At 66.5% G+C, this 24,283-nt stretch carries 24 protein-coding genes; 21 read left to right on the top strand and 3 right to left on the bottom strand.

The features are described from left to right. The first annotated feature begins 160 nt into the window (after positions 1–160). The 13 genes from M9917_RS09775 (at position 161) to M9917_RS09835 (ending at position 13,964) form a co-directional block, all read left to right on the top strand. On the top strand, positions 161–1,255 hold the full coding sequence (locus tag M9917_RS09775; RefSeq protein WP_297253167.1) for a LacI family DNA-binding transcriptional regulator: 1,095 nt from the start codon (positions 161–163) through the stop codon (positions 1,253–1,255). Positions 1,256–1,314: 59 nt separating this feature from the next. Beyond that, positions 1,315–2,190, top strand: coding sequence for a carbohydrate ABC transporter permease (locus M9917_RS09780; protein ID WP_297253169.1), 876 nt, complete (start codon positions 1,315–1,317; stop codon positions 2,188–2,190). After that, positions 2,180–3,013, top strand: coding sequence for a carbohydrate ABC transporter permease (locus M9917_RS09785; protein WP_297253170.1), 834 nt, complete (start codon positions 2,180–2,182; stop codon positions 3,011–3,013). Before M9917_RS09780 ends, M9917_RS09785 begins: the two co-directional genes overlap by 11 nt. Before the next feature lie 23 nt (positions 3,014–3,036). Continuing rightward, positions 3,037–4,332, top strand: a complete 1,296-nt coding sequence (locus M9917_RS09790; protein ID WP_297253172.1) for an ABC transporter substrate-binding protein — start codon at positions 3,037–3,039, stop codon at positions 4,330–4,332. An 80-nt stretch (positions 4,333–4,412) separates the two neighbouring features. Continuing rightward, positions 4,413–5,852: an FAD-dependent oxidoreductase gene (locus M9917_RS09795; protein ID WP_297253174.1), complete on the top strand. Its 1,440-nt coding sequence runs from the start codon at positions 4,413–4,415 to the stop codon at positions 5,850–5,852. A 1-nt stretch (position 5,853) separates the two neighbouring features. Then, the gene (locus M9917_RS09800; protein ID WP_297253176.1) at positions 5,854–7,500 is read left to right on the top strand and encodes an FGGY-family carbohydrate kinase; all 1,647 of its coding nucleotides are present in this window, start codon (positions 5,854–5,856) and stop codon (positions 7,498–7,500) included. Further along, entirely contained in the window at positions 7,497–8,225 is a 729-nt protein-coding gene (locus tag M9917_RS09805) for an SDR family oxidoreductase (protein WP_297253177.1), read from the top strand. The genes M9917_RS09800 and M9917_RS09805 overlap by 4 nt, the downstream gene beginning before the upstream one ends. Before the next feature lie 343 nt (positions 8,226–8,568). Next, positions 8,569–9,096, top strand: a complete 528-nt coding sequence (locus M9917_RS09810) for an RNA polymerase sigma factor (RefSeq protein ID WP_297253179.1) — start codon at positions 8,569–8,571, stop codon at positions 9,094–9,096. A 4-nt stretch (positions 9,097–9,100) separates the two neighbouring features. Next, on the top strand, positions 9,101–9,883 hold the full coding sequence (locus M9917_RS09815; protein WP_297253180.1) for an anti-sigma factor: 783 nt from the start codon (positions 9,101–9,103) through the stop codon (positions 9,881–9,883). Positions 9,884–9,964: 81 nt separating this feature from the next. After that, complete coding sequence (locus tag M9917_RS09820) at positions 9,965–11,281, top strand: sulfite oxidase (RefSeq protein ID WP_297253182.1); 1,317 nt, start codon at positions 9,965–9,967, stop codon at positions 11,279–11,281. Positions 11,282–11,307: 26 nt separating this feature from the next. Beyond that, positions 11,308–11,631, top strand: coding sequence for a hypothetical protein (locus M9917_RS09825; protein ID WP_297253184.1), 324 nt, complete (start codon positions 11,308–11,310; stop codon positions 11,629–11,631). 11 nt (positions 11,632–11,642) lie between these two features. After that, the gene (locus tag M9917_RS09830; RefSeq protein ID WP_297253186.1) at positions 11,643–12,032 is read left to right on the top strand and encodes a c-type cytochrome; all 390 of its coding nucleotides are present in this window, start codon (positions 11,643–11,645) and stop codon (positions 12,030–12,032) included. Positions 12,033–12,164: 132 nt separating this feature from the next. Further along, positions 12,165–13,964 carry a chloride channel protein gene (locus M9917_RS09835; protein ID WP_297253188.1) on the top strand — a complete coding sequence of 600 codons (1,800 nt, stop codon included), beginning with the start codon at positions 12,165–12,167 and terminating at the stop codon, positions 13,962–13,964. On the opposite strand, the gene M9917_RS09840 is transcribed toward M9917_RS09835, so the two are convergent. Together M9917_RS09840 and M9917_RS09845 are read right to left on the bottom strand one after the other, a co-directional pair. Further along, positions 13,930–14,136 (bottom strand): PLP-dependent transferase, encoded by a 207-nt coding sequence (locus M9917_RS09840; protein WP_367273922.1) that lies wholly within the window; start codon positions 14,134–14,136, stop codon positions 13,930–13,932. The two genes, M9917_RS09835 and M9917_RS09840, sit on opposite strands and share 35 nt — an antisense overlap. A 94-nt stretch (positions 14,137–14,230) precedes the next feature. Next, positions 14,231–15,121, bottom strand: a complete 891-nt coding sequence (locus M9917_RS09845; RefSeq protein WP_297253190.1) for a LysR family transcriptional regulator — start codon at positions 15,119–15,121, stop codon at positions 14,231–14,233. Between the two features lie 105 nt (positions 15,122–15,226). Here M9917_RS09845 and cuyA point away from each other — a divergent pair, with 105 nt between their 5' ends. Together cuyA and cuyB are read left to right on the top strand one after the other, a co-directional pair. Further along, positions 15,227–16,228, top strand: a complete 1,002-nt coding sequence (gene cuyA, locus M9917_RS09850; RefSeq protein ID WP_297253192.1) for a D-cysteate sulfo-lyase — start codon at positions 15,227–15,229, stop codon at positions 16,226–16,228. 104 nt (positions 16,229–16,332) lie between these two features. Then, positions 16,333–17,064 carry a cysteate racemase gene (cuyB, locus tag M9917_RS09855; protein WP_297253194.1) on the top strand — a complete coding sequence of 244 codons (732 nt, stop codon included), beginning with the start codon at positions 16,333–16,335 and terminating at the stop codon, positions 17,062–17,064. A gap of 100 nt (positions 17,065–17,164) precedes the next feature. On the opposite strand, the gene M9917_RS09860 is transcribed toward cuyB, so the two are convergent. Further along, entirely contained in the window at positions 17,165–18,133 is a 969-nt protein-coding gene (locus tag M9917_RS09860) for a LysR family transcriptional regulator (RefSeq protein ID WP_297253195.1), read from the bottom strand. Between the two features lie 144 nt (positions 18,134–18,277). Between M9917_RS09860 and speB the strand changes: the two genes are divergently transcribed. From speB to M9917_RS09890, 6 genes are all read left to right on the top strand, one after another. Beyond that, the gene (gene speB, locus M9917_RS09865; RefSeq protein ID WP_297253197.1) at positions 18,278–19,348 is read left to right on the top strand and encodes an agmatinase; all 1,071 of its coding nucleotides are present in this window, start codon (positions 18,278–18,280) and stop codon (positions 19,346–19,348) included. After that, complete coding sequence (locus M9917_RS09870) at positions 19,349–20,134, top strand: MBL fold metallo-hydrolase (RefSeq protein WP_297253199.1); 786 nt, start codon at positions 19,349–19,351, stop codon at positions 20,132–20,134. Between the two features lie 128 nt (positions 20,135–20,262). Beyond that, entirely contained in the window at positions 20,263–21,114 is an 852-nt protein-coding gene (locus tag M9917_RS09875; RefSeq protein WP_297253201.1) for an ABC transporter permease, read from the top strand. Next, a complete protein-coding gene (locus M9917_RS09880; RefSeq protein ID WP_297253203.1) occupies positions 21,111–21,923 on the top strand; it encodes an ABC transporter permease in 813 nt (270 codons plus the stop codon). The genes M9917_RS09875 and M9917_RS09880 overlap by 4 nt, the downstream gene beginning before the upstream one ends. 46 nt (positions 21,924–21,969) lie before the next feature. Next, positions 21,970–23,076: an ABC transporter ATP-binding protein gene (locus tag M9917_RS09885; RefSeq protein ID WP_297253205.1), complete on the top strand. Its 1,107-nt coding sequence runs from the start codon at positions 21,970–21,972 to the stop codon at positions 23,074–23,076. Positions 23,077–23,147: 71 nt separating this feature from the next. Next, the gene (locus tag M9917_RS09890) at positions 23,148–24,263 is read left to right on the top strand and encodes an ABC transporter substrate-binding protein (protein ID WP_297253207.1); all 1,116 of its coding nucleotides are present in this window, start codon (positions 23,148–23,150) and stop codon (positions 24,261–24,263) included. Positions 24,264–24,283: the final 20 nt, after the last annotated feature.

Here is a 24,283-nt window from a genome sequence, read left to right on the forward strand (position 1 = left end):
TTATCGTTTCGATTTCCCCGGAATCCGTCGCAGCTCGTAAAGACGCCGGCTCAGCAGCGGGGAGATGTCGCCCGCCCTGGCGGGTTGCGGCGGAAACGCTCTTGTCCCTCGCCGCAAAGCCTGTTAAACGTTTTACAGTTAAACGTTTAACAGGCGCTTGATGGACAAGGGACGCGTCACGATCCGGGATGTCGCAGCTCGCGCGGGCGTTTCGACCGCGACGGTCTCGAACGTCTTCAGCGGCAACAAGCCGGTCAACGCCGATCTGCGCGAGCGCGTGCTGAAGGCTGCCGGCGAGCTCGCCTATCAGGTCGACCGCGCCGCGTCCCAGTTGCGCTCGGGCCAGGCTCGCGTCGTCGGCGTGCTGGTGCCCGATCTCGACGACGTCTTCTTCACCTCGCTGGTCTCGCAGCTCGAGGTGCTGGCGCAGAAGGACGGCTACGACATCCTCGTCGCCAGTTCCCGCGACGATCTCGGGCTGGAGCAATCGCGGCTGCGCACCCTGCTCGCCTGGCGGCCCTCGGGGCTGATCGCGGTCCCCTGCTCGGATGCGGTTCCCGACGCGCTGCGCGGCAAGGTCGGGCGGCTGCCGATCGTCTTCGCCGACCGCGTGCCGCCCGAGGGCTCGGTCGTCGACACCGTGGCGATCGACAACCGCGAGGCCGGCGAGATCGCCGCCCGCCACCTCCTCGCCAAGGGCCATCGCGACATCCTGGTCGCGGCCTCCAGCCTCGCCATCTCGCCGATCCGCGAGCGCGCCCGCGGCGCCTGCGAGCTGATCGGGACGATGCTCGACCGCAAGCCGACCGTCATCGAGCTCGGCTCGAACGCCGACCGCGGCGCCGCCGCCTTCCTGCACTGGCTGGAGCGGCACACGCAGCCGAGCGCCGTCATCGCGCTCACCAACGTCACGACGCTGAGCACGCTCTCGGCGCTGGCCCGGGTGCAGATCGACATCCCCGATCCCGTCTCGGTCGTCGGCTTCGACGACTATCCCTGGATGAGCGCGCGCCGGACGGGTCTGACCGCGATCCGCCAGCCGATCGCGGAGATCGCGGAAGCCGCCTGGAACCGCCTGCGCGCCCGCATGGCGGGGGACGGGGCGCCGCCCGGACATACCGTGCTGCAGGCGAGCCTGCAGGCCCGCGATTCCGTGCGCGATCTCACTGCCGCGGCCGAACGCGGCAACGGCCGGGCTTCCGATCCGCGTCCGAACCCGGAGAGACCATCCGCCTCGCCCAAGGCGGTGCACTGACCGACAGCCGAGCCACCGGGCCGACAGAGCCCGGACCGAATGACATTGTGGAGGAACGCGTGCAGCTCGAGAGAACGGCACGGATATTACCGCTGCTGGCGCCGGTGCATCTGCTCATCCTGAGCGTGATCGTGCTGCCGTCGCTCTATGTCGTCTGGCTGAGCCTGAACACCTCGAGCTTCGGCCAGGCGCCGAGCTTCGTCGGCCTTCAGAACTATGGGCGCGTTCTCGCCGATCCGGCGTTTCACAGCGCGCTCTTCAACACGGTCGTCCTCGTCGTCGTTGCGGTGCATCTGGAGCTCGCCATCGGGCTCGGCATGGCGCTGCTATTCGCCAGCGGCCTGCCGTTCCGGCGTTTCCTGCTCGTCGCCGTGCTCGCGCCCTATGCCGTCAGCGAGGTCACGGCCGTGGTGATGTGGCGCTTCCTGTTCGATCCCGATGCCGGGCCGGTCACGCTGGCGCTCCGGGCGCTTGGCCTGCCGACGCTCGACTGGTCGTTCGAGCCCTCGCACGCGATGGTCCTGATCGGCCTTCTGACGATCTGGCTGCACCTGCCCTTCACCTTCGTCATCGTCTATGCGGCGCGGCTTGCCATTCCCGCCGAGCTTTACGAGGCCGCGCGGATCGACGGCGCGACGCGCTGGCAGGCCTTTCGCCGCGTGACGCTGCCGCTGCTCGGCCCGGCGATGCTGATCGCGCTGCTGTTCCGCTACATCTTCGCCTTCCGCCTGTTCTCGGAAGCCTGGCTGCTGACCAAGGGCGGCCCGGCGCGCTCGACCGAGGTGGTGGCGATCTACCTCTATCAGGAGGCTTTCACCTTCAACGCCTTCGGCTCGGCCGCCGCGACCGCCTGGATCATGGTCGTGGTCTCGCTCGTGCTGGCGGGCGCCTACATCCTCCTGCTCAGGCGCGGAGGGCTCGGCCATGCGCATTGAGCGCCTGCTGACCGGGCTCGGCAAGGCGGTCGCGGTCGCCGCGATCCTGTTCTGGTCGCTGTTCCCGATCCTGTTCATCGCCCTGTCGTCGCTGAAGCCGGGGCAGGACATCTTCGCCGTGCCGCCGAAATGGCTGTTCACCCCGACCTTCAAGCACTACGCCGAGCTCTGGCGCTCCTGGGGCGTGTTCTTCGACGGGCTCCTCAACAGCCTATTGATCACCACCGGCGCGACGCTACTTGCCATCGTCGCCAGCGCCTGCGCCGGCTATGTCTATTCGCGCCATTCCGGGCGCTGGCTCGGCGCCAGCCTCGGCGGACTGATCGTCGTGCGGCTGATCCCGCCGATCGTGGTGACGCTGCCGCTGTTCCCGATCGTCAACGCGCTCGGCCTCAGCGACACGCATCTGGTGCTGATCCTGCTCTACGCCACCTTCTTCGTCTCGCTCGGCACGGTGCTGATGCGCACCTTCATGGACCAGATCCCGCGCGAGCTCGACGAGGCGGCCGCCATCGACGGGGCGAGCCGCATGACCATCCTGCGCAGGATCGTCGCGCCGCTGGCGATGCCGGGCGTGCTGGCGGTCGCGGTCTTCGTCATCGTCTTCTCCTGGAACGAATTCCTCTTCGCCTTCGTCTTCACCGCGACGAAGGCCAAGACCGCGCCGCTGGTGATCTCCGAGATGATCGGCTCCATCGACGGGGTCGACTGGGGGATCCTCTTCGCCGCCTCGACGGTGCAGCTCGTGCCCGTCCTCGTCTTCGTCGTCTTCATGAACCGCTACCTCGTGGCCGGCCTCACCGCCGGTTCGACGAAGGGGTAGCCAACCACCAGAAGGAGGAAACCATGTTGAAACACCAGGGAACGAAGATCACCCGGCGCGCATTCGTCGCCGGCTCGGCCGGAATGGCGGCGGCGCTCGCCGCCCGGCCCGCCTTCGCCGCCGGCAAGACGCTGAACGTGCTCAGCCACAAGGTCCACCAGACCGTACTCGGCAGCGGCGAGGGCGATCTGATGGCGGGCTGGCGCAAGGCCAACGACGCCGAGATCGCCTTCACCACCTTCGACTCGAATCCGTTGCAGGACCGGCTCTTCCGCGAGGCGAGCCTGAACGAGACCGAATACGGCGTCGGCTATCTGATCGACAACCGCCCGACCTCGCAGATCGCCGCGCTGTTCGAGCCGCTCGGCCCCTATCAGGCCAAGGAGGCGATCGAGGATTTCGGCGACATCGCGCCCGGCCTCGTCCAGGGCATGACGGTCGACGGCAAGCTGATCGGCATCCCCGTGCGCCACGCCACGCAGGGGCTGTTCTACAACGAGGCGCTGCTGGAGGAGGCCGGCATCTTAGCCCCGCCGACGACGCTGGAGGAGCTGATCGCGCAGGCGAAGAAGACGACCTTCACCTCCAAGGCCGGCACGCCGGTCACCGGCATGGTGCTGGCGAGCGACCTCGCCGTCTTCCCGGTGATGTTCGCCCGCGCCTATGGCGGCGATTTCATCAGCCCCGATCTCAAGCTGGTGCCGAACCGCGAGGCGCTGGAGCAGGGGCTTGACGCCCTGCGCGGCATGTTCGAGGCCGGCAGCCTGCCGCGCAGCTATGCGACGACCAAGAACGACGACCAGGTGACCTGGCTCCAGCAGGGCCGCGCCGCCTTCACCGTGCTGCCCTTCGCGCGGGGCGCGCAGCTCAACAATGCCGAGCAGAGCAAGTTCCCCGGCAAGATCAAGGCCGTGCCCTTCCCGGGCTCGACCGCGATCCAGGGCAAGATGCCGATGGCCTCCGTCGTCGAAGCCTGGGCGATGTCGATCCCGAAGAACGCCAAGGACAAGGCGCTGGCCTGGAGCTTCATCAGGGAGGTCTCGAGCAAGCGCGTGACGCTCGGCATGGCGCTCAACGGCAACGGCCCGGTCCGCGTCTCGACCTATGCCGACGAGAAGCTGAAGGCCGGCAATCCGCTCGCCGCCGTCGAGGCGAAGGTGCTGGCGACGGCGCGCGGCGCCTTCCCGCCCTTCCCGGAAGCGGCGCGCGCCCAGGCGACCTTCCTCGAGGAGGTCCAGCTCGCCGTGCTCGGCCGCAAGCCGGTCAAGGACGCCGTCTCCGCCATCATCGAGCGCGTCAAGCCGATGATGCCGGCCTGATCCTCGCTGATTGGCCGCGGGGCGCATGTCGCTCCGCGGCCGTCCGACATCATCATCGCATCCTGAAGGACCCAACCATCATGTCGACCGCCGCGACCCGCTTCATCGAGGAGCCGGCCCGCTCCATCCCCGTCTCTGCCGAATACGATGTGCTCGTCGTCGGCGGCGGCCCCTCGGGCATCACGGCGGCGCTGGCGGCCTGCGAGGACGGCCTCAGCGTCGGGCTGATCGAGAGCCGCAGCTTCGTCGGCGGCAACATGACGATCGGCCTGCCGGTGCTCGGCTTCCTCGGCCAGAAGGGCAACCAGATCATCGACGGGCTGCCGCAGAAGTTCATCGAGAGGCTGCGCAGGGAGAGGGATGGCGCGAGCGAGCACCGGCCCTGTCCGCTGCATATGGGCATCACGCTGGTCGAGCCGGAAGCGGTGAAGACCGTCGCGCTCGAAATGCTGACCGAAGCCGGCGTCGACGTGCTGTTCTACACCTTCTTCGCCGGGGCGCTGGTCGAGAACGACACGATCCGCGGCGTGATCACCGAGAGCAAGAGCGGCCGCAGCGCCATCCTCGCCAAGGTCGTGATCGATTGCAGCGGCGATGCCGACGTCGCCTACAGCGCCGGCGTCCCGACCGAGAAGGGCAATGCCGAGGGCGGCATGCAGCCGCCGACGCTGATGTTCTGCCTCGCAGGCGTCGACACTGATGCGCTCAGGCTCTCCATCGCCAACGCCCCGCCGGCGGCGCGCACCTATCTCACCGACTTCATTCCCGCCGAATATTTCGGCCAGAACCAGCAGTTCATCGTCGTCGGCCTGCGCGAGCTGATGGCTAAGGCCAAGGAAGAGCGCGGCCTCCAGATCCCCAACGAGCGCACCATCATCATCACCGGGCTGAAGAAGGGCGAGGTCTGGATCAACATGACCCGCGTCAAGGGCACGGACGGCACCGACGCCCGCAGCCTGACCAAGGGCGAGATCGAGGGCCGCGCCCAGATCGACGACATCGTCGCCTATCTCGTCGGCTATGTGCCGGGCTTCGAGAAAGCCTATTTCACCAAGACCGCGCCCTTCCTCGGCATCCGCGAGACGCGCCGCATCGTCGGCCAATACGTGATGACGCAGGAGGACGTGCTCGCCTGCAAGCATTTCGACGACGCGATCGCGGTGGCGAGCTATCCGATCGACATCCACCGCCCGGCCGACGACGGCTGCACGCTGATCTGGTGCGGCGACTGCTACGACATCCCCTATCGTTCGCTGGTGCCGCGGAAGATCGGCAACCTGCTCGTCGCCGGGCGCAGCATCTCGGCGACGCACGAGGCGATGGGCGCGATCCGCGTCATGGCGACCTGCATGGCGATGGGCGAGGCCGCCGGCCGCGCCGCCAAGATCTCGGTGCGCGGCAACCGGCCGCCGGCCGATATCGACGTCGAGGAGCTGCGCCGCCAGCAGCTCGAGCGCGGCGTCTATCTGCGCAACCCGGATGGCAGCCGCGCCGGCCCGCAAAACCGCGCCGCCGCCTGAGATGCGCGGGCACGTCATCGGCATCGATGTCGGCACCGGCAGCGCCCGGGCCGGCATCTTCGACGGGCGGGGGCGCATGGTCGCGACGGGCAAGCGCGAGATCGCGCTCCATCGCGACGGTCCCGACATCGCCGAGCAGTCCAGCGCGGATATCTGGCGGGCGGTCTGCGCCAGCGTGCGCGAGGCGATGGCGGAAGCCGGTCTCGCAGCCGACGATATCGCCGGCATCGGCTTCGACGCGACCTGTTCGCTGGTCGTGCTCGGGCCGGGCGGGACGCCTTTGCCTGTCGGGCCGCATGGCGATGCCGACCGCGACATCATCGTCTGGATGGACCACCGCGCCATCGAGCAGGCCGAGCGCATCAACGCGACGAAGCACCCGGTCCTCGCCTATGTCGGCGGTACGATCTCGCCCGAGATGGAAACGCCGAAGCTGCTCTGGCTGAAGCAGAAGCTGCCGGCGACCTATGAAGCGGCGTGGCAGTTCCTCGACCTCGCCGATTTCCTGACATGGCGCGCCAGCGGCTCGCTCACGCGCTCGACCTGCACCGTCACCTGCAAATGGACCTATCTCGCCCATGAGAGCCGTTGGGACGCCGATTATTTCCGGCTGATCGGGCTCGGCGACCTGGCCGATGGCGGCTTCGCCCGCATCGGCACCGAGATCGTGCCGGGCGGCACCGCGCTGGGCAGCGGACTGACCGAACAGGCCGCGGCCGAGCTCGGGCTGAAGCCGGGCATCGCCGTCGCGGCGGGACTGATCGATGCCCATGCCGGGGGCGTCGGCTCGGTCGGGGTTCGCTCGCCGCACGGCACGGCGCTGACCCGCATGGCCTATGTCTTCGGCACCTCGGCCTGCACCATGGCGAGCAGCCGCGAGCCGATCTTCATTCCCGGCATCTGGGGACCTTACTTTTCCGCCATGGCGCCCGGCCTCTGGCTGAGCGAGGGCGGGCAATCGGGAGCCGGCGCCGCGATCGAGCAGTTGCTCGGCTTCCACCCGGCCGCGCCCGAGGCGCAGCGCCGGGCTGAAGCCGAGGGGCTTTCACTGCCCGACTGGCTCGCCGCGCAGGCGACGGGCGCCGTCGCCGGGCCGTCGGAGGCGGTCGGTCTCGCCGGCGAGGTGATCGTCGTGCCCGATTTCCTCGGCAACCGCTCGCCCCATGCCGACCCGCAGGCGCGCGCCGTGATCGCCGGGCTCGGCATGGAGCGGAGCCTCGACGATCTCGTCGCGCTCTATGTCGCGGGCCTCACGGGGATCGGCTACGGCCTGCGCCAGATCATCGAGACGAGCCGTGCCAAGGGCGCCGTGATCGAGGCGATCGTGCTCAGCGGCGGCGCCGGGCGCCAGCCCCTGATCCGGCAATTGCTGGCGGATTGCGCGGGCCTGCCCGTGCTGGTGCCGGACGCGGTCGATCCCGTCCTGCTCGGCTCCGCCATGCTCGCCGCGACGGCGGCGACGATCTTCCCCGACCTCGCCGGGGCGATGGAAGGCATGGCGCCGGGCGCCGCCGTCTTCCTGCCGGCCGGGGGCGCGATCGCCGCGCGGCATGCCGGGCGCCATGCCGCTTTCGAGGCGTTGCAGACGGCGGCCCGCACGGCGCGGCAGCTCGCCCGGACCCAAGCCGCATCGGAGACCCCGAGATGACCCAGGACCTGACCGGAAAAATCGCCGCAATCACCGGCGCGGCCTCGGGGATCGGGCTCGCCTGCGCCAGGCGGCTCATCACCGCCGGGGCGCGCGTCGTCCTGATCGACCGCGACGGTGAAGCCCTCGCGCGGGTCTCGGCGCCGCTTGGCCGCGCGGCGATCCCGCTCGTCGTCGACCTGACCGATCCGGCTTCCGTCGCGGGCATGCTGCCGCAGATCCTCGACAAGGCGGGTCCGCTCGACATCTTCCACGCCAATGCGGGCGCCTATGTCGGCGGGCCGGTGAGCGAGGGCGACCCGGACGCCTGGGACCGGATGCTGAACCTCAACGTCAATGCGGTCTTCCGCAGCATCCACGCCGTTCTGCCGCAGATGATCGCGCGCAGGACGGGCGACATCCTCGTCACCAGCTCGGTGGCCGGCGTGGTCCCGGTGGTCTGGGAGCCGGTCTACACGGCCTCGAAACACGCCGTGCAGGCTTTCGTCCATACGCTGCGCCGCCAGGTCATCCCGCACGGCCTGCGCGTCGGGGCGGTGCTGCCCGGCCCGGTGGTGACGGCCCTGATCGCCGACTGGCCGCAGGAGAAGCTCGAGGCCGAACGCGCCCGCGGCGGCCTGATCGAGGCCGAGGAGGTGGCGGAGGCCGTGCATTTCATGCTGACCCGCCCGCGCAACGTCACCATCCGCGACCTCGTGATCCTGCCGCAGAGCACGGATCTCTAGAGCATTTTCGAGCGAAGTGGACACCGGTTCGCGTGAAGAAAATGCGATAAAACAAAGACCTGGAGCAATTCCGCGATTCGGAGAATCGCGGAATTGCTCTAGGTCATCGCGCGTCCTGTCGGCGCGGTAACGATGATCTATCTTATTGTCGGGGCATCGGATTTTTCCGAATAGTGGATTTCACTTTTCGCATCCGATGCTTTAGCCGCCGGGAAATTTCAGTTTGTCTCACATTTTCATGTTTTGCGGATTGAGATCTTTTTTGGGAAAGGCCAGATCGTCATTTCGCTAACAATGAAGGCATCGGCGATGCAGCGCTTTGCCAAGGGGGCGGCTGGTAACGATGGTCAGGAAGACGTCCGCTGCAACGGTAGAGCGTGCTCTCCGTGACAATTGGGATCGCCTCTTCGGTTATGCCTATCGTCTGAGCGGCAACCGTGACGCGGCTTCCGACCTTTTGCAATCCTGTGCGGTGAAGGCGCTGGGCGCCGTTGCGCCCGACGAGGAAGCCCGGCTTCGCGCCTGGCTGTTCGCGATTCTGCGCAACATCTGGATCGACGAGCGCCGTCGAAACCAGGCTTCGGAGGATATCGCGGCGGATGAGCTCGTGGGCCATGGCTGGCACTACGATGATCATCTGATCGCGAGGATATCGGTGCAGCAGGCTTTGAGCGTGATAGCGCCCGCGCAGCGCGAGATCATCGAGCTTGTCGAACTCGCCGGTTTCAAATACGCCGAGGCCGCCGAAATTCTCGCAATTCCCGTCGGTACGGTGATGAGCCGGTTGAGCCGTGCTCGCCTGTCGCTCCTCGAGGCGATCGAGAACGACAATATCAGGCCTCTCGCATCGCGGCGCCGGCGGCCCAGGTGATGAAGTGACCCATCGCGAAGACATCTCCTGGCCGCTGCTGAACGCCTATGTCGACGGCGAATTGTCGCGCGCCGCCGCCGCCAGGGTCGCGGCGGCGATCGCGGCCGATCACGCGGTCGCCGCGAAGGTCGCGACATTGACGCAGCTTCGTGCAGCCGTCGCCGAGGCGGAACCGATCTCGCCCCCGCCCGTCGTCCTGCCGCAAGCCCGCCCGCGCCTCGCGCGCCGGTTGCCCTCGGCCGTCGTTGCCTGCTTCGCCCTTTTGATCGCAGCCGCCGCGCTCGGCATCGGCCACCGGCCAGCGTCGGGCTCGTCGCTTTCCGCCGCGATCGTCGCGCATCAGCTCTGGCTGGCCCAGACCCCGCCCGGCGAGGCGCTGCGTCTGGAGGTCGAGCTCGCCGGTACCGAGGCCGGGTCGCTGCCGGATCTGTCGCTCGCCTCGCTGCGCCTCGTGCATCTCTCGCTCGATCCGTCGGGGCATCGGGGCGGCGGCATGCTGGCGGGTTATGTCGGGCCGAACGGCTGCCGCGTCGGCCTCTGGATCGCGCCCGTCGAGGAGGTGCTGCCGCCGCGGCCGGCGGTGCAGGATCGCGACGGCCTTGCGATCCGTGCCTGGCGCGGCGCGCACGCGAGCTACGCCCTGCTGGGCCGCGGCGTCGATCCGGCTCGCCTCGACGGGATCGCTGCGCTCGTCGCCCGGATCACGCGCGACGAGCCCGGCGTTGCGCGCGAGCAGGTCGCGGCGCTCGCCGAGGCCCACAGTGTCGGAGCAGCCTGCCTCGGCTGAAAAAAGATTCTCTCGGCCTGGAATAAATCGAGGCCCTGAAGCGTTCTCTCCAGTGAGGAATATGTCCTCCGGAGAAACGCCATGCTGAATGAAGCAGACCTGCGCGATGGCGCAGCCGATACCGATGCCGTGCCTGCCGCAGGCGCCGCTGATACCCCCCGTACATCGCGACGTCTCGTGCTCGGCAGCAGCCTCGCCGCGCTTGGCCTGGCTGCCGGCGGTCTCACCCGCCTGTCCCCCGTCTCGCCGGCTGCCGCCCAAGGCGCCCCGGCCGCCGCGCCGCCCAAGGGGCCGCAGCCCTTCGACTACCCCGGCAAGGACAAGGGTATGGTCCTGCTCGGCGACCGCCCCCTCGTCGCCGAGACGCCCGAGAGCCTGCTCGACGACGACACCACGCCGATCGCGAAATTCTTCGTCCGCAACAACGGCCAGATCCCCGAACCGGTCACGGATGTCGACGGCTGGCAGCTCAAGATCGAGGGCGAGGTCGACAAGCCTTTGACGCTGACGGTGAAGGAGCTGAAATCCCGCTTCACCCCGCACAGCTTCCGCATGGTGCTGGAATGCGGCGGCAATGGCCGCTCCTTCTTCTCGCCGGCGGCGCGCGGCAACCAGTGGACCAATGGCGGCGCCGGCTGTGCAGAATGGACCGGCGTGCGCCTCGCCGACGTGCTGAAGGCGGCCGGGCTCAAGGCTTCGGCCAAGTTCACCGGCCATTTCGGCGCCGATCCGCATCTCTCCGGCGACCCCGGCAAGGACGCGGTCTCGCGCGGCATGCCGATCGAGAAGGCGCTGGAGCCGCATTCATTGATCGTCTGGGCGATGAACGGCGAGCCGCTGCCGCATATCCATGGCGGCCCGCTGCGCCTCGTCGTGCCGGGTTGGCCGGCCTCGCTCTCGTCGAAATGGCTGAACCGGATCCTGGTCCGCGCCACGCCGCATGACGGACAGGGCATGGGCGGCACCTCCTACCGCGTGCCGACGGTTCCGATCGTTCCCGGCTCGAATGCCGACGGCAAGACCAATTTCGCCGACCTGACCTCGATGCCGGTGCGCTCGATCATCAGCGCGCCCGCCAACGGCACGCGCCTGCCCGCGGCGACGCGCGAGGTCGCCCTGCGCGGCGCGGCCTGGGCCGGCGACCATGAGGTCGCGAAGGTGGAGGTGTCCTTCGACGCCGGCCAGCGCTGGCATGCGATGACGCTCGCCAAGCCGAAGAACCGCTATGACTGGGTGCGCTGGACCGGGAAGGTGACGCTGCCGAGCGAGGGCTATTTCGAGCTCTGGGCCCGCGCGACGGATTCCCGCGGCGTCGCCCAGCCGCATGTCGCGACGAACTGGAACCCGCAGGGCTACGGCTCCAACCCGTTCCACCGCATCGCGATCCTGGTGGGTTGACGATGTTGCGTGCGCAATCGCTTCGGATGGCCGCTCTCGCGGCCATCCTCCTCGCCCCTTCCACCGGCTTCGCCCAGGAGGAGACCCCCGAGACGCTGCCCGATTTTCCGGGCCGCGACGAAACCTTCGGCTACTGCATCGGTTGCCATTCGATGAAGGTCGTCGGCCGGCAGGGCATGGATCGGGCCCGCTGGGACGACACGCTGAACTGGATGGCCGAGAAGCACGGCATGCCGGAGCCCGACCCGGAGATGCGCAAGACCCTGCTCGATTATCTCGCCCAGGCTTTTCCGCCGAAGGCGCCGGCGCAGGGCAGCGGCTGGGTCAATCCGTTCGCTCCGAAGCCATAGGAGATACCGAGATGAAGTTCGCGATTTTCGCCGGCGCTGCCCTGCTCGGCCTCGCCGCACAGCCCGCCGATGCACAGGACGCTGCCGCCGGCGAGAAGGTCTTTGCCCAATGCCGTGCCTGCCATCAGATCGGAGAAACGGCCAAGAACACGGTCGGCCCCATCCTCAACGGCGTCATCGGGCAGAAGGCGGGCACGCGCGAAGGCTACACCTACAGCGCGGCGATGAAGGATTCCGGCCTGGTCTGGAACGAGGCGACTTTCGCCGAATACATCCAGAACCCGCGCGGCAAGGTGCCGGGCACGAAGATGATCTATGCCGGGATCAAGGACGAGAAGCGCGTCGCCGACCTGCTGGCCTATCTCAAGCAGTTCGACGCCACCGGCAAGAAGGCCCAATAGCCCCCTGAGCGTGGCTCGCCCGTGGATCGTCCCGGAAGCCGTGGCTCGGGCGCCGAGCGGATTGCCCTTGTCCTCGCCACGGCGATATGCGACCGCCCACGGACGCAGACACCGCCTTACGGGCTTATCGCCTTGATCGCCGTCAAAGCCACCACTCCCGATCCCGCGCCGGCCGACGCACCGCAGGGCCTGCGCGCCCTGATCCGCTCCAGCGAGTTCGGCATCGTCGCTCTCGCCGCAGCGATCGGCGTCATGGCCGGGTTGATCGTCGTCGCCATGTCGCTGGCGACGCAGCTCATGCACGAGCTGATCTTCGGCATCGCCAGCGGCCAGCGCCTCTCGGTCGCGGCCGGCATTCCGCCCTGGCGGGCCGTGGCGGGGCCGGTGGCGGGCGGCCTCGTCGTCGGCTTCGTCTCCTGGTTCTTCTTCCGCAAGCGCAGCCAGCCGGTCGACCCGATCGAGGCCAACGCCCTGCATGGCGGGCGCATGTCGATGCGCGACAGCATCGTCGTCGCGCTCCAGACCATCGGCTCCAGCGGCTCCGGCGCCTCGGTGGGCCTCGAAGCCGGCTATACCCAGGCGGCTAGCGGCTTCGCCTCCCATATCGGGCGGCGCCTGCGCCTGCGCCGGGCGGATCTGCGGCTCATCGTCGGCTGCGCCGCCGGCGGGGCGATCGGCGCCGCCTTCGATGCGCCGCTGACCGGGGCCTTCTACGCCTTCGAGCTCATCCTCGGCAGCTATTCGATCGCCGCCTTCGTGCCGGTCATGGCCGCCACCTTCATGGCGACCGTGACGCACGACATCCTCTCGCCGGCGCTGCTCTCGGTCGAGGTGCCGGCGATCGGCTCCATCACCATCGCGGACCTGCCGCTGGTCGTGCTGCTCGGCTCGGCCTGCGGCCTCGTCGGCATCGTCGTCATGCGCGCGGCCGCCTTCGTCGAGGCGGGCTTCCGGCGCTCGCGCATCCCGAGCTATCTGCGCCCGGCTTTCGGCGGCCTCGTCGTCGGCGGGCTGGCGATCTGGATTCCGACGGTGTTCTCGGCCGGGCACGGCGCGATCAATCTCTATCTCAGCATGCCGACCGGCCTTGGCCTGCTGGCGCTGGTGCTGGTCGCCAAGGCGCTCGCCTCCTCGGTCTCGATCGGCTCGGGCTTCCGCGGCGGCCTGTTCTTCGCCTCGCTCCTGCTCGGCGTCGTCACCGGCCGGCTCTTCATCGGCCTCATCACGCTCGTCTTCCCCAATCTCGCCGGCCACGAGACGCTGTTCGCCCTGGTCGGGATGAGCTCGCTTGCCGTCTCGATCGTCGGCGGGCCGATGACGATGGCGCTGCTGGCGCTCGAGATGACCGGCGATCTCAAGCTGACGCTGGCGGTGATGGGCGCGGCCGGGGCCGCCTCGCTGGTGACGCGCCGGCTCTTCGGCTTCTCCTTCGCGACCTGGCGCTTCCACCTGCGCGGCGAGAGCATCCGCGGCGCCCATGACATCGGCTGGATGCGCGATCTCACCGCCGGCAGCATGATGCGCATCGAGGTGCCGAAGATCGAAGCCGACGCCACCATCGCCGAGGCGCGGCTGAAGTACCCGCCGGGCTCGACCAACTACCTCGTCGCCGTCGGGGCAGGGGACGCCTATGCCGGGATGGTGCCGCCGGGCGCGCTCTACGAGCCCGACCCGGCCCTGGACGAGAAGGCGGCGGCGGAGCCCGCGCCGCGCACCGTGCGCCATCTCCTGCGCAACCGGGACAGGATGCTGCTCGCCGCCATGTCGGTGCGCGATACGCTGAAGCTGTTCGACGAGGCGGAGAGCGAGGCGCTGCCGGTGGTCGCCGATCGCGAGAGCCGCCGCCTCGTCGGCATCCTCAGCGAGGCGCATGCGATCAAGCGCTACAGCGAGGAGGTCAGCCGCCGCAACCGCGAGCTGACCGGCGAGTGAAGGCGGCGTCCTGGTTTTGCCGGAAGGCCGGAGCCGGCAGCCCCCGGATCGCGTTGAGAGCCTGCTCGACGTCGTCGAGCAGGTCGTCGAGCCTCTCCAGCCCGACGGACAGGCGCAGCAGGGCGTCGCTGATGCCGTGCCTGGTGCGCTCGTCCCGGCGTGTAGGTCGTATGGGTCATGCTGGCCGGGTGCTGGACCAGCGTTTCGCACTCGCTCAGGCCGGCCGGCCCGACGATGGAAGCGATCCGTCAGGCGCGATGATGCCGTCATCCTTTCAACTGTTCCCAGACGAGAGCTTCGGCATGGGTCGCCGGCCCTGCGATCCGAACCGCCGTGACCTCCAGATCGCATATCGGCAGAACAGCCGAGAGATCGACGAGTTCGCCTGCTGCTGTTCGATCCCGCGCCAGTGATTGCGGAACCCAGGCAACACCGATACCGCTCGCCGCCAGCTCCAGGGACGCCTGTGTGAGAGCGGTCTCGACCATCGGCACGATCCGCATCGTGTTACGCATCCGGGGAAGCAGGATCCGGTTGAGCACGTCTCCGAAGAAGACCTCCGGTGGATAGGCGATGCACGGCAGTTCGCGTTGCTCGATACGATCGTTCAGGTGGTCAGCCCGCGATCGCGCAAAGACCGGAACGAGCCGATCCCGGCCGATGGACAGCGTTTCGATGTAGGTGGCGGCGATGCGGTGTTCCTCGCCGGCGACGCGGTAGGCCACGGCGAGATCGGCCTGGCGTGACAGCAAAAGGGCGAAGCACTCCTCGAGATTGGCCGAGCGCAATTTGAAGAAAACGTCCTTGTTTTCGGACTGGACCCGCTCGATGAAGCGCGGCGCCCATGAAGCGGTCAGCGCATGCTGGCTGGCGAGCGCCAGCCGGTTGCCCGCAGTCCGATCGCTGCGACGCAGATCGTCGGTGAGCTGATGGAGCTTGCGAGCCAGGCGCGCGATCTCCTCGCGCTGCTCGGCCGTGGCCGGGTGAAGCTGGACCGGCTTGCGCGACCGATCGAAGAGCGCGATGCCAACATAGTCTTCGATGTGCTGCACCCGGCGCGAAAATGCCGATTGCGTCAGGTGCCGGCGCTCGGCTGCCTCGCGCAAGGAGCCGGTTTCAGCCACGGCGAGGATGTCTTCCAGCCATTCCAGCCGCATGAATATGCCCTAAGATGCAGTTCTTGCAATTTATATGGAGAATTTTGAATTTGCACCGGAAAAGTCTTTTTGCAAGAATCGTATTGTGCAAGTTGAGGATTGGCCATGCATCTAGCTCGCTTCCCCCGGGTTCGTCTCGCGCATCTCCCCACGCCGCTGGAGCGGCTCGATCGGCTGAGCCGGGAACTCGGCGGGCCGGAGATCTGGATCAAGCGTGACGACTGCACCGGCCTGTCGACCGGCGGCAACAAGACCCGCAAGCTGGAATTCCTGATGGCGGAGGCGCTCGCCGCAGGCGCCGACACGGTGATGACCCAGGGCGCCACGCAGTCGAACCACGCAAGGCAGACCGCCGCGGCCGCCGCGAAGCTCGGCCTGTCCTGCCATATTCTGCTGGAGGACCGGACCGGCTCGAACGATCCCAACTACAACAACAACGGCAATGTCCTGCTCGATCACCTTCACGGAGCGTCGACGGAAAAACGCCCCTCGGGGCTCGATATGAATGCCGAGATGGAGCAGGTCGCGGAGACCTTCCGAAGCCAGGGACGCAAGGTCTATACGATCCCCGGCGGCGGCTCCAACCCGACGGGCGCGCTGGGATACGTCAACTGCGCGATGGAGCTCATCGGCCAGGCCAACGATATCGGCCTCGTGATCGATACGCTCGTGACCGCGACGGGCAGCGCCGGCACGCAGGCCGGTCTCATCGTCGGCCTCCAGGCGATCAATGCGGGCGTGCCGCTTCTGGGCATCGGCGTTCGCGCGCCCAAGGCCAAGCAGGAGGAGAACGTCTTCGCGCTTGCCGAACGCACCGCCGCCAAGCTCGGCTGCCCCGGCGTCGTCCAGCGGAAGGATGTGGTCGCCGACACCGGTTATGTCGGCAAGGGCTACGGCATTCCGGGAGCGGACACGCTGGAAGCCATCCGGATGTTCGCCGAGATCGAAGGTATCCTTCTCGATCCGGTCTACTCGGGCAAGGGCGCGGCCGGCCTGATCGATTACATCCGCAAGGGCCGTTTCAAGAAAGGCGAACGCATCGTCTTCCTGCATACGGGCGGTTCGGTGGGGCTGTTCGGCTACGATAGCTATTTCCAGGCGGCTTAGCGCGCGCTCGATGTGGGTTCAGGATGAACGCCGCCCGACAGGGCGGTGCGCGCCGCGCGCTCCTGCCGGCCCTTTCCGGCGCTGCGGATCGAAGGGGTTTTTCAATGCCAAGGACGGTCGGCATACTCGGGGGCATGGGTCCTCAGGCGACCGTGCTTCTCATGCAAAAGCTGATCGCAGCCGTACCTGCTGCAGATGACCGCGATCACATTCCTCTGATCGTCGACCAGAACACGCAGGTGCCTTCGCGGATCGCCCGGCTCATCGAGGGCACCGGAGACGATCCCGCGCCGGTCCTGGCCGATATGGCGCGGCGCCTGGAGCTGGCCGGCGCCGAAGCACTGGCGATGTCATGCAACACCGCTCATCACTTCGCCGAAGCGATCCGCTCGGCCGTGACCATTCCATTCATCGATATGATCGATCTGTCCGTCGCCCGCGCCCGGCAACTCGCCGGCGGGTCGAGCCGGATCGGCATTCTGGCTTCGCCAGCCGTATGCCGGATCCGGCTGTTCGAGGACAAGCTCGCTCGGCTGGGCCTGACGGCCGCGTATCCCACCGATCAGAACGCTCTGCTCAGAGCCATCCAAAGCATCAAGGCGCGGGGGGCCGGCGATTTCTCCCGCGACGTGTTCCATCATGCGTCGGCGGAACTGCTGGCGAACGGCGTCACAGTGCAGATGATCGCGTGCACCGAGTTCTCACTCGTGGCGGACAGCCACGCCGTCGGGGCGAGAGCATTCGACGCGCTCGATGTGCTGGTTGAAGCCATCGTCGATTTCTCTGTGAGACGGATGTCACCAATCTCCCTGCACACAGGCGCCGGCTCGATGTGATTTTCGGAACTATGCGTTGTTTCCCCGCCGGCCTTGGGAGCGCCGCGACGACAGCAGCGGTCCGTCGAGCGATACAGTATCGTGTCGTCGAGACGGGCTTTCAGAGCTTGAAACTCATCTCGCTATTGATGGCCCGCTCACCTGCGACCAGCGTCTTCGCGCTTGTCAAAGCCTCGTCCAGGGCCGAAAAGAGCATCTTCAACGGTCGCGACGGCCGTGCGGCGACACGATGGACAAGCGCCACGTTGGTCCGGTATCCGCCGCTGTCCTTCAGCAATCGGCGGATCTTTCCCTTCCTGATCAGCGGCTCGGCGTAGTGGTCCGGCAGATAGCCGAGATAGCGCCCGGTCATGAGAAGTATGGCGACCGCCTCGACCTGCCAGGCTGTGGCGCCGGCCTTGCCCACCGGGGCGAAATCATCGATCTCGTTGACGTCGACATAGCCGTGCTCGACGAAGTCGTGGTCGATAAGCTCGCGCTCGCAGACATCGTCATGCCTGTGGAACAGCGGGTGGGACTGCCCACAATACAGGCTCATCTGTTCCGAATACAGCACCCGGTACTCCAGACCGGCCCATTTGCGATAGACGGGCACGATGCCGGCATCCAGGCGGCCTTCCGAAATCTTGGACAGGATGGTGTCCGGATCGAGAACGGACAGGCGGATATGCACGTCGTTCTTTTGCATATGCGTCAACGCGCCGATCAGCGGGCAATTATCGTCCGAGATCACGTTGTCGATAACCGCGAGCCTCAGCTCCCCCTTCTTTCCGATCTTCATCTGATCGATCTCGAACTCGAACTGGCCGATGCCCACGAACAGATCGACCGCGGCCTTGTAGAGGACGTGACCTTCGGGGGTGAGCTCGAAGCGCCTGCTGCCGCGCTCGCACAACCTCGCCCCGAGCCGGGCCTCCAGGTCCGATAATTGCTTGCTGATCGTTGGAAGGCTGACGTCGAGCGCGGCGGTCGCCGCCTTGAGCCCGCCTTCCTCGACGATCGTCTTGAAGACACGAAGAAGGCGAATATCGAAATCGGCGATGGGCGTGGCGCTCGTTGGTCTGGTCATAGTTAGAGCCTCCCAAAACGGCGGTTTCCAATCTGGCGATTGCCGGCCTCGAAACCAAGAGTAAAATTTATTGCGACGACAGGCAATCAGTATGCCAGGCGCAAGAAGCTTTGATGCGTTTGGCGGCGGATCAGGAGAGTTTTCTTGACGGCTGAGAGCGAGATTCAGCGCCTAAGAGCAAAATATGGCTCGGAGGCCGGCAGTAATTTCTACGATCCTCTATTCCGTCAGGTAGCGGAAGAGCAGTTCAAGGGCGACCAGCGTAAGCTTCCTTATTCTGGATTTTCGACATTCTTCGACTTGCCTTTACTGGAGCGCGGCATCGAGGCGCCTGAATTCTGCGATCTCGATATCGCCGTCCTCGGCGTGCCCATGGATCTGGGCGTCACCAACCGGGCTGGCTGCCGTCTCGGACCGCGGGCGGTGCGCCAGATCGAGCGCATAGGGCCCTTCGAGCACGGGCTCGGCGTCGCTCCGATGATGATCGCCAATGCTGCGGATATCGGCGACGTCCCGTTCCGTAGCCGGTTCGACCTGGAGAGCTGCCATCAGGACATCCAGGCTCATCTCCAGGCAGTGGTCGATGCGGGCGTCGTGCCGCTTTCGGTCGGCGGGGATCATTCGATCACGCAGTCGATCCTGCGGGTTGTCGGCCGCGAAAGGCCGGTGGGCCTCGTGCATATCGATGCTCATTGCGACACGAGCGGACCCTATGAGGGGTCGCGGTTCCATCATGGCGGCCCGTTCCGGCAGGCGGTCCTCGACGGGACCATCGATCCGCGGCGCACCATCCAGATCGGCATCCGCGGCGGCGCGGAGTATCTCTGGGAGTTCTCGCGCGACGCCGGCATGACCGTCATCCACGCGGACGCGTTCCTGAGCATGGGCGTCGACCGCATTGTCGCGGCGGCCCGGGATGTCGTCGGCACGGGCCCGACCTATCTCTCCTTCGACATCGACAGCCTGGATCCGGCTTTCGCCCCGGGAACCGGCACGCCCGAGATCGGGGGGCTGAGTTCTCTCCAGGCCCTGTCGCTTCTTCGCGGGCTGGGCGGCGTCGATTTCGTCGGTGGCGATCTCGTCGAGGTTTCTCCTGCCTATGACGCCACCACAAACACGGCGCAGGCCGGCGCCCAGGTCCTGTTCACGATCTTCTCCCTTCTCGCCGTGGCGGCGCAGGCGCGCGCTCGAGCGAGCGCCGGGAAAGGGCCCTAGGTGACCCTGCCCGTCCAACGATCCTGGTTCACGGTGTCCCGGCTCAGGCCGGATCTCTATCGCATCACCGAGCCGCGCTGCCATCGGCTCTTTCGAGCGAACTGCTATCTCCTGCTCGGCTTGCGGCGGAACCTGCTGATCGACAGCGGCATGGGCGTGGCCGCGCTCCGCCCGATCGTTGAATCGCTGTCGCGCGCGCCGCTCGCGATCTTCACCACGCATAGCCATGCCGACCATATCGGCAGTCATTCGGAATTCCCCGAGCACGATATTCTCGTTCACCCGGCAGAGGCGGATGCCCTGTGCCGGCCCGGAACCAGGGGGCTGCGCTTCCCGAAGATGTCGCCTCAGAGTGCCCAGATGCTGCGGCGCGCAGGCATCGCCGTCACCGAGCTCGTGGTCGACGCGGTGCCCGACGACGACTACGATATCGACGCCCACATGCGTCGGCCGGTCAAGCCGACGTCGTTCGTCGACGAAGGCTCTGTCGTCGAACTCGGCGATCGGCGCCTGGAGGTGCTTCATCTGCCCGGCCACTCTTCCGGCAGCGTCGCCTTGTTCGAAGCGGAGACGGGAAGCCTCTTCAGCGGCGATGCGATTTATGACGGCGTGATCGACGATACCGGCCCGGATGCGAGCGTGCCGGCGTATTTCGCCACGATGGAGCGCCTGAAGCGCTTGCCGGTTCAAACAGTTTTCGGCGGTCACAACGATCCCATGACGCGGGGCAGGATGATCGCGGTGATCGACGGCTACATGGCTTCCCGCACGGGGAGAGGGGGATGACCGGGGCCCGGAAGCTGGCAAGCCGGCCCTTCGCCAGCGACGGTTGGACGGGAGCCGGGCTGTGCTCGGCCCGCCCGGCGACCGAAGCTCGCAAAGACGTATTTCCGGTCGGTCAAAGGTAGCTTCAGATGAGATCGACGTCCGAGACGGAAGGGCTGACAGTCTATCTGGCGATGGCGCTGATTCCAGCGTGCGTCCTGTGCATCTTCTATATCTATCCGCTGCTCAGGATCCTGATCATCAGCTTCACCGAGCCGAGCGTCGGTTTCGGCAACTATGTGGACATCGCATCCAGCTCGGTGATCAGGAAGGTCATCGGCACGACGCTATGGATCTGCTCGCTTTCGACCCTGGTGGCGCTCTTCTTCGGCTATCTCCTGTCCTACGCGATCCTGCATGCCTCGCCGGGTTGGCAGCGCTGGATGGTGACCGCGGTCCTTCTCTCCTTCTGGGTCAGCATTCTGATACGCGCCTTCGCCTGGATCGCGCTGCTCCAGACCCGCGGCATCGTCAACGAGGCGATGCAGTCGATCGGCCTCACCGACGCGCCCGTGCAACTCATCCGGAATCAGATCGGCGTCGTCATCGGCATGGTGCATTACCTCATCCCGACGGCCGTGATGCCGCTTCTCGCGAGCATGCGCAACATCGACGATCGCTATGTCATGGCAGCTCGCGGGCTCGGATCCTCGCCCTTTCACGCGTTCCGCAAAATATACTTCCCGCTGACGCTCCCTGGCGTCTTCAGCGCCGGCATCCTGGTGTTCATCTTCTCGATCGGGTTCTACGTCACGCCGGCGCTGCTCGGCGGCGGGCGGGTGACGATGCTGGCCGAATATATCGCTGTCCAGGTCAGCCATACCCTCGCCTGGGGGCAAGGAACGGCTCTGGCCGCCTCGATCCTCGCGATGGTGCTCATTCTGCTGATCGTCATGGCTCGCATCGCCAACTTCAAGAAAATGTTCGGAGCCGTGAAATGAAACGTGGAAGGCTCTCCACAGGTCAGTTCGCGGTCTTCGGCTCCGCGTGGATCGTCATCTGCTTCCTGGTGCTCCCGCTGTTCGTCGTGGTTCCCGTCTCGCTGACGCCGGAGCGCTTTCTATCGCTGCCGAGCGGGGAAATCTCGTTCACGCACTATCGCGAGCTGCTGGAGGATGCGAGTTGGCGGCGCTCCGCTCTCGACAGCGCGATCGTCGCGTTCAGCTCGTCGTTCCTGGCGATTGCGCTAGGAACCTCGGCGGCGATCGGTTGCTGGCGCCTGTCTTCCACCGCCGGCGAGGCGATCCGCATTCTCATGCTCACGCCGATGATCGTGCCGTCGATTGTCCACGCTCTGGGAATGTATCGGGTCTGGGCCGAATTCGGGCTGCTCGACACCTATCCGGGGCTCATCATCGCCTATGCGATGAAGGGCATTCCCTATGTCGTCGTCTCCGTCTCGGTGGCGCTGGCGAATTTCGACCTGCGTCTCGAGCAAGCCGCCCGCAGCCTCGGGGCGGCACCATTCCAGGCGGTTCGGCTGACGCTGCTGCCGAACATCTGGCCAGGCGCGGTTGCGGGCGGAATTCTGTCCTTCGCGATCGCGTGGGACGAGATCGTCGTCGCCTTGTTCCTGACGCGCCGCGCGATCTACACACTCCCGCGGAAGATCTGGGATGGCATCCAGGACAATGTCAGTCCGACGATCGCGGCGATTGGCGTCATCCTGATCTGCGCGACGATCTGCGCCGTTCTCCTCAAGATCCTTTGGGACCGCTGGTCTGCGCGGCGCTTCGGCCATGCGACCTGATCCAGGGCCGGCGACTTCCAGACAATAGCTCCAGGGGGGCAGCTGAGTGAAAAACATTGCCAATGCCACCGGTGGGAACATCGAGATCAAGGCGGTATCGAAGTTCTACGGTGAGGCTCAGGCTCTCAGAGACGTTTCGATTGAGATCGTCGATGGACGATTCCTGACGTTGCTGGGGCCGTCGGGCTCCGGGAAGACCACGTTGCTGATGTCGATCGCGGGCTTCACCGTCCCGTCATCGGGGAAGATCCTGATGAACGGCGTCGACATCACACGCCGCCCGCCGGAAGCCCGGAATTTCGGGATGGTCTTCCAGGGCTATGCGCTGTTTCCGCACCTGACCGTCGCCGAGAACGTCGCCTTCTCCCTGAAGCTGCGCAATGTCGGTTCGGCCGAACTCACCCGGCGCGTCGCCGACGCGCTCGACATGGTGCAGCTCGGGCACCTCGCGGGCCGCTATCCGCGGGAGCTTTCAGGCGGGCAACAACAGCGCGTCGCGCTCGCCCGCGCCCTGGTCTTCGAGCCGCGCGTGCTCCTGCTCGACGAACCGCTGTCGGCCCTGGACCGACGGCTGCGCGCCGATCTGCAATGGGAGCTCAAATCCCTGCATTCGCGCCTCGGCGTGACCTTCATCTACGTGACCCACGATCAGGACGAGGCGCTTTCGATGTCCGACGAGATCGCGATCCTCAGAGGCGGCCGTATCATCCAGCACGGGACACCGCGGGACCTCTACGACAATCCGGCGACGCGGTTCGTCTCCGGCTTCCTGGGTAGGAGCAACTATATCGAGGGCACGTTCGTCGAGCGGGCCGGCTCGTTTGTCCTCACGCCCGGCAATCGTGAGTTCGCGATCGAGACGAGCGGCCAAAAGCCCCGCCCCGGAGAGAACCTGACCTTGGCGATCAGGCCCGAGCGCATCTCGGTCGAGATGCATGAACCCGCCGACGGCGCCAACAAGCTCCAGGCCCGGTTGTCGGACGTGAGCTATCAGGGCGCCACGACGATCCTCAAGACCCAGACGGATCTGGGTGAATTCGAGGTCATCTGCCCGAGCTGGCAGAGCGCCGTCCCACTCGAAAAGGACCGAGCCGTCTGGCTGACCTGGCATCCCGCGGCGGGCGGCATCGTGCTCGCCGACCAAGACGAATGACCTTGCGGCAAGACGAGGCGAACGACCCACGGCGGGCCCAGCCGGATCAACATTCAAAAATGGGGAATATGATGGAACAGAGATCAAAGGAGACCACCGATTTCCTGACCGAGCGTTTTCGCGCCGTCATCGACGGGCAGCTGGTCGACCGAAGGGCGTTCCTCGCGGTCCTCGGCGCCCTCGGCGTTCCAGCCGGGCTGTTCCGCATGACGCCTGCGCTGGCTGCCGGCACCGAGATCGTCTACGTCAACGCGGGCGGCGACGCCGTCGCGGCGGTGAGGGAAGCCTTCGCCAAGCCGTTCATGGCGGCGAACCCCGGGGTCACCATCACCATCGACGGTTCCAGCGCCACCTCCGGCGCGATCAAGAGCATGGTCGAGAGCGGCAAGGTCAGTTGGGACATCGCCGACCGCAACCTGCCCGCGGCTCTCGAGCTCGGCAGCCAGGGGCTGTTGGAGGAGATCGACTATTCGATCGTCGACCGCAGCAAGGTGCGCCCTGAGCATGTCTCGAAATGGGGTATCGGCAGCTATATTTTCTCCTTCGTGCTGACGTGGGACACCCAGGTGTTCAAGGAGCGCGCGCCCAAGGACTGGAAGGATTTCTGGAACGTCAAGGAATTCCCCGGCCGCCGGATGCTGCGCAAGCACATCGACGGCCAGCTGGAGGCCGCATTGCTGGCCGATGGTGTCGAGCCCAGCAAGATCTATCCGATCGATGTCGACCGGGCGCTGGAGAAGATCAAGCAGATCAAGCAGCACAGCTTTTTCTGGTCGACGGGGGCGGAAAGCCAGCAGATGGCACGCGATCGCGAGGTGGTCATGGGCAACATGTTCCACACCCGCGCCTATGTGACCCATCGGGAAACCAAGGGCCGGTACACTTTCACCTTCAACCAGGGGAGCGTCTGGCCCGGCGCCTCGTTGGTGCTGAAGGGCAACCCGGCCGGGAAGGAAGCCTTCAAGTTCATCGCGTCGATGCAGGATCCCAAGGCCCAGGTGATCTGGTTCCAGTTGCTGGGCAATGGACCGATCAACCCCGCCGCGGACGCCCTGGTCCCCGAGGATATGAAGCGGTTCAACCCAGGGGCTGCGGAGAATTACGCGATGCAGGTTCCCGCCGATGCCGAATGGTACGCGGAGAATTCGGCGAAGGCTCTGAATCGATACATCGAAGCGGTCTCCTAGACCCATTTTTGGAAAAATCC

This window comes from Bosea sp. (in: a-proteobacteria) (assembly GCF_023953965.1).
In the GTDB taxonomy this organism is placed as follows: domain Bacteria; phylum Pseudomonadota; class Alphaproteobacteria; order Rhizobiales; family Beijerinckiaceae; genus Allobosea.

Bases quoted from the DNA above. Each gene is read 5' to 3' on its own strand.
- M9917_RS09775 (WP_297253167.1), top strand. From the start codon at position 161: ATGGACAAGGGACGCGTCACGATCCGGGATGTCGCAGCTCGCGCGGGC.
- M9917_RS09785 (WP_297253170.1), top strand. From the start codon at position 2,180: ATGCGCATTGAGCGCCTGCTGACCGGGCTCGGCAAGGCGGTCGCGGTC.
- M9917_RS09790 (WP_297253172.1), top strand. From the start codon at position 3,037: ATGTTGAAACACCAGGGAACGAAGATCACCCGGCGCGCATTCGTCGCC.
- M9917_RS09795 (WP_297253174.1), top strand. From the start codon at position 4,413: ATGTCGACCGCCGCGACCCGCTTCATCGAGGAGCCGGCCCGCTCCATC.
- M9917_RS09800 (WP_297253176.1), top strand. From the start codon at position 5,854: ATGCGCGGGCACGTCATCGGCATCGATGTCGGCACCGGCAGCGCCCGG.
- M9917_RS09805 (WP_297253177.1), top strand. From the start codon at position 7,497: ATGACCCAGGACCTGACCGGAAAAATCGCCGCAATCACCGGCGCGGCC.
- M9917_RS09810 (WP_297253179.1), top strand. From the start codon at position 8,569: ATGGTCAGGAAGACGTCCGCTGCAACGGTAGAGCGTGCTCTCCGTGAC.
- M9917_RS09820 (WP_297253182.1), top strand. From the start codon at position 9,965: ATGCTGAATGAAGCAGACCTGCGCGATGGCGCAGCCGATACCGATGCC.
- M9917_RS09825 (WP_297253184.1), top strand. From the start codon at position 11,308: ATGGCCGCTCTCGCGGCCATCCTCCTCGCCCCTTCCACCGGCTTCGCC.
- M9917_RS09830 (WP_297253186.1), top strand. From the start codon at position 11,643: ATGAAGTTCGCGATTTTCGCCGGCGCTGCCCTGCTCGGCCTCGCCGCA.
- M9917_RS09845 (WP_297253190.1), bottom strand. From the start codon at position 15,121: ATGCGGCTGGAATGGCTGGAAGACATCCTCGCCGTGGCTGAAACCGGC.
- cuyA (WP_297253192.1), top strand. From the start codon at position 15,227: ATGCATCTAGCTCGCTTCCCCCGGGTTCGTCTCGCGCATCTCCCCACG.
- cuyB (WP_297253194.1), top strand. From the start codon at position 16,333: ATGCCAAGGACGGTCGGCATACTCGGGGGCATGGGTCCTCAGGCGACC.
- M9917_RS09860 (WP_297253195.1), bottom strand. From the start codon at position 18,133: ATGACCAGACCAACGAGCGCCACGCCCATCGCCGATTTCGATATTCGC.
- M9917_RS09875 (WP_297253201.1), top strand. From the start codon at position 20,263: ATGAGATCGACGTCCGAGACGGAAGGGCTGACAGTCTATCTGGCGATG.
- M9917_RS09880 (WP_297253203.1), top strand. From the start codon at position 21,111: ATGAAACGTGGAAGGCTCTCCACAGGTCAGTTCGCGGTCTTCGGCTCC.
- M9917_RS09890 (WP_297253207.1), top strand. From the start codon at position 23,148: ATGGAACAGAGATCAAAGGAGACCACCGATTTCCTGACCGAGCGTTTT.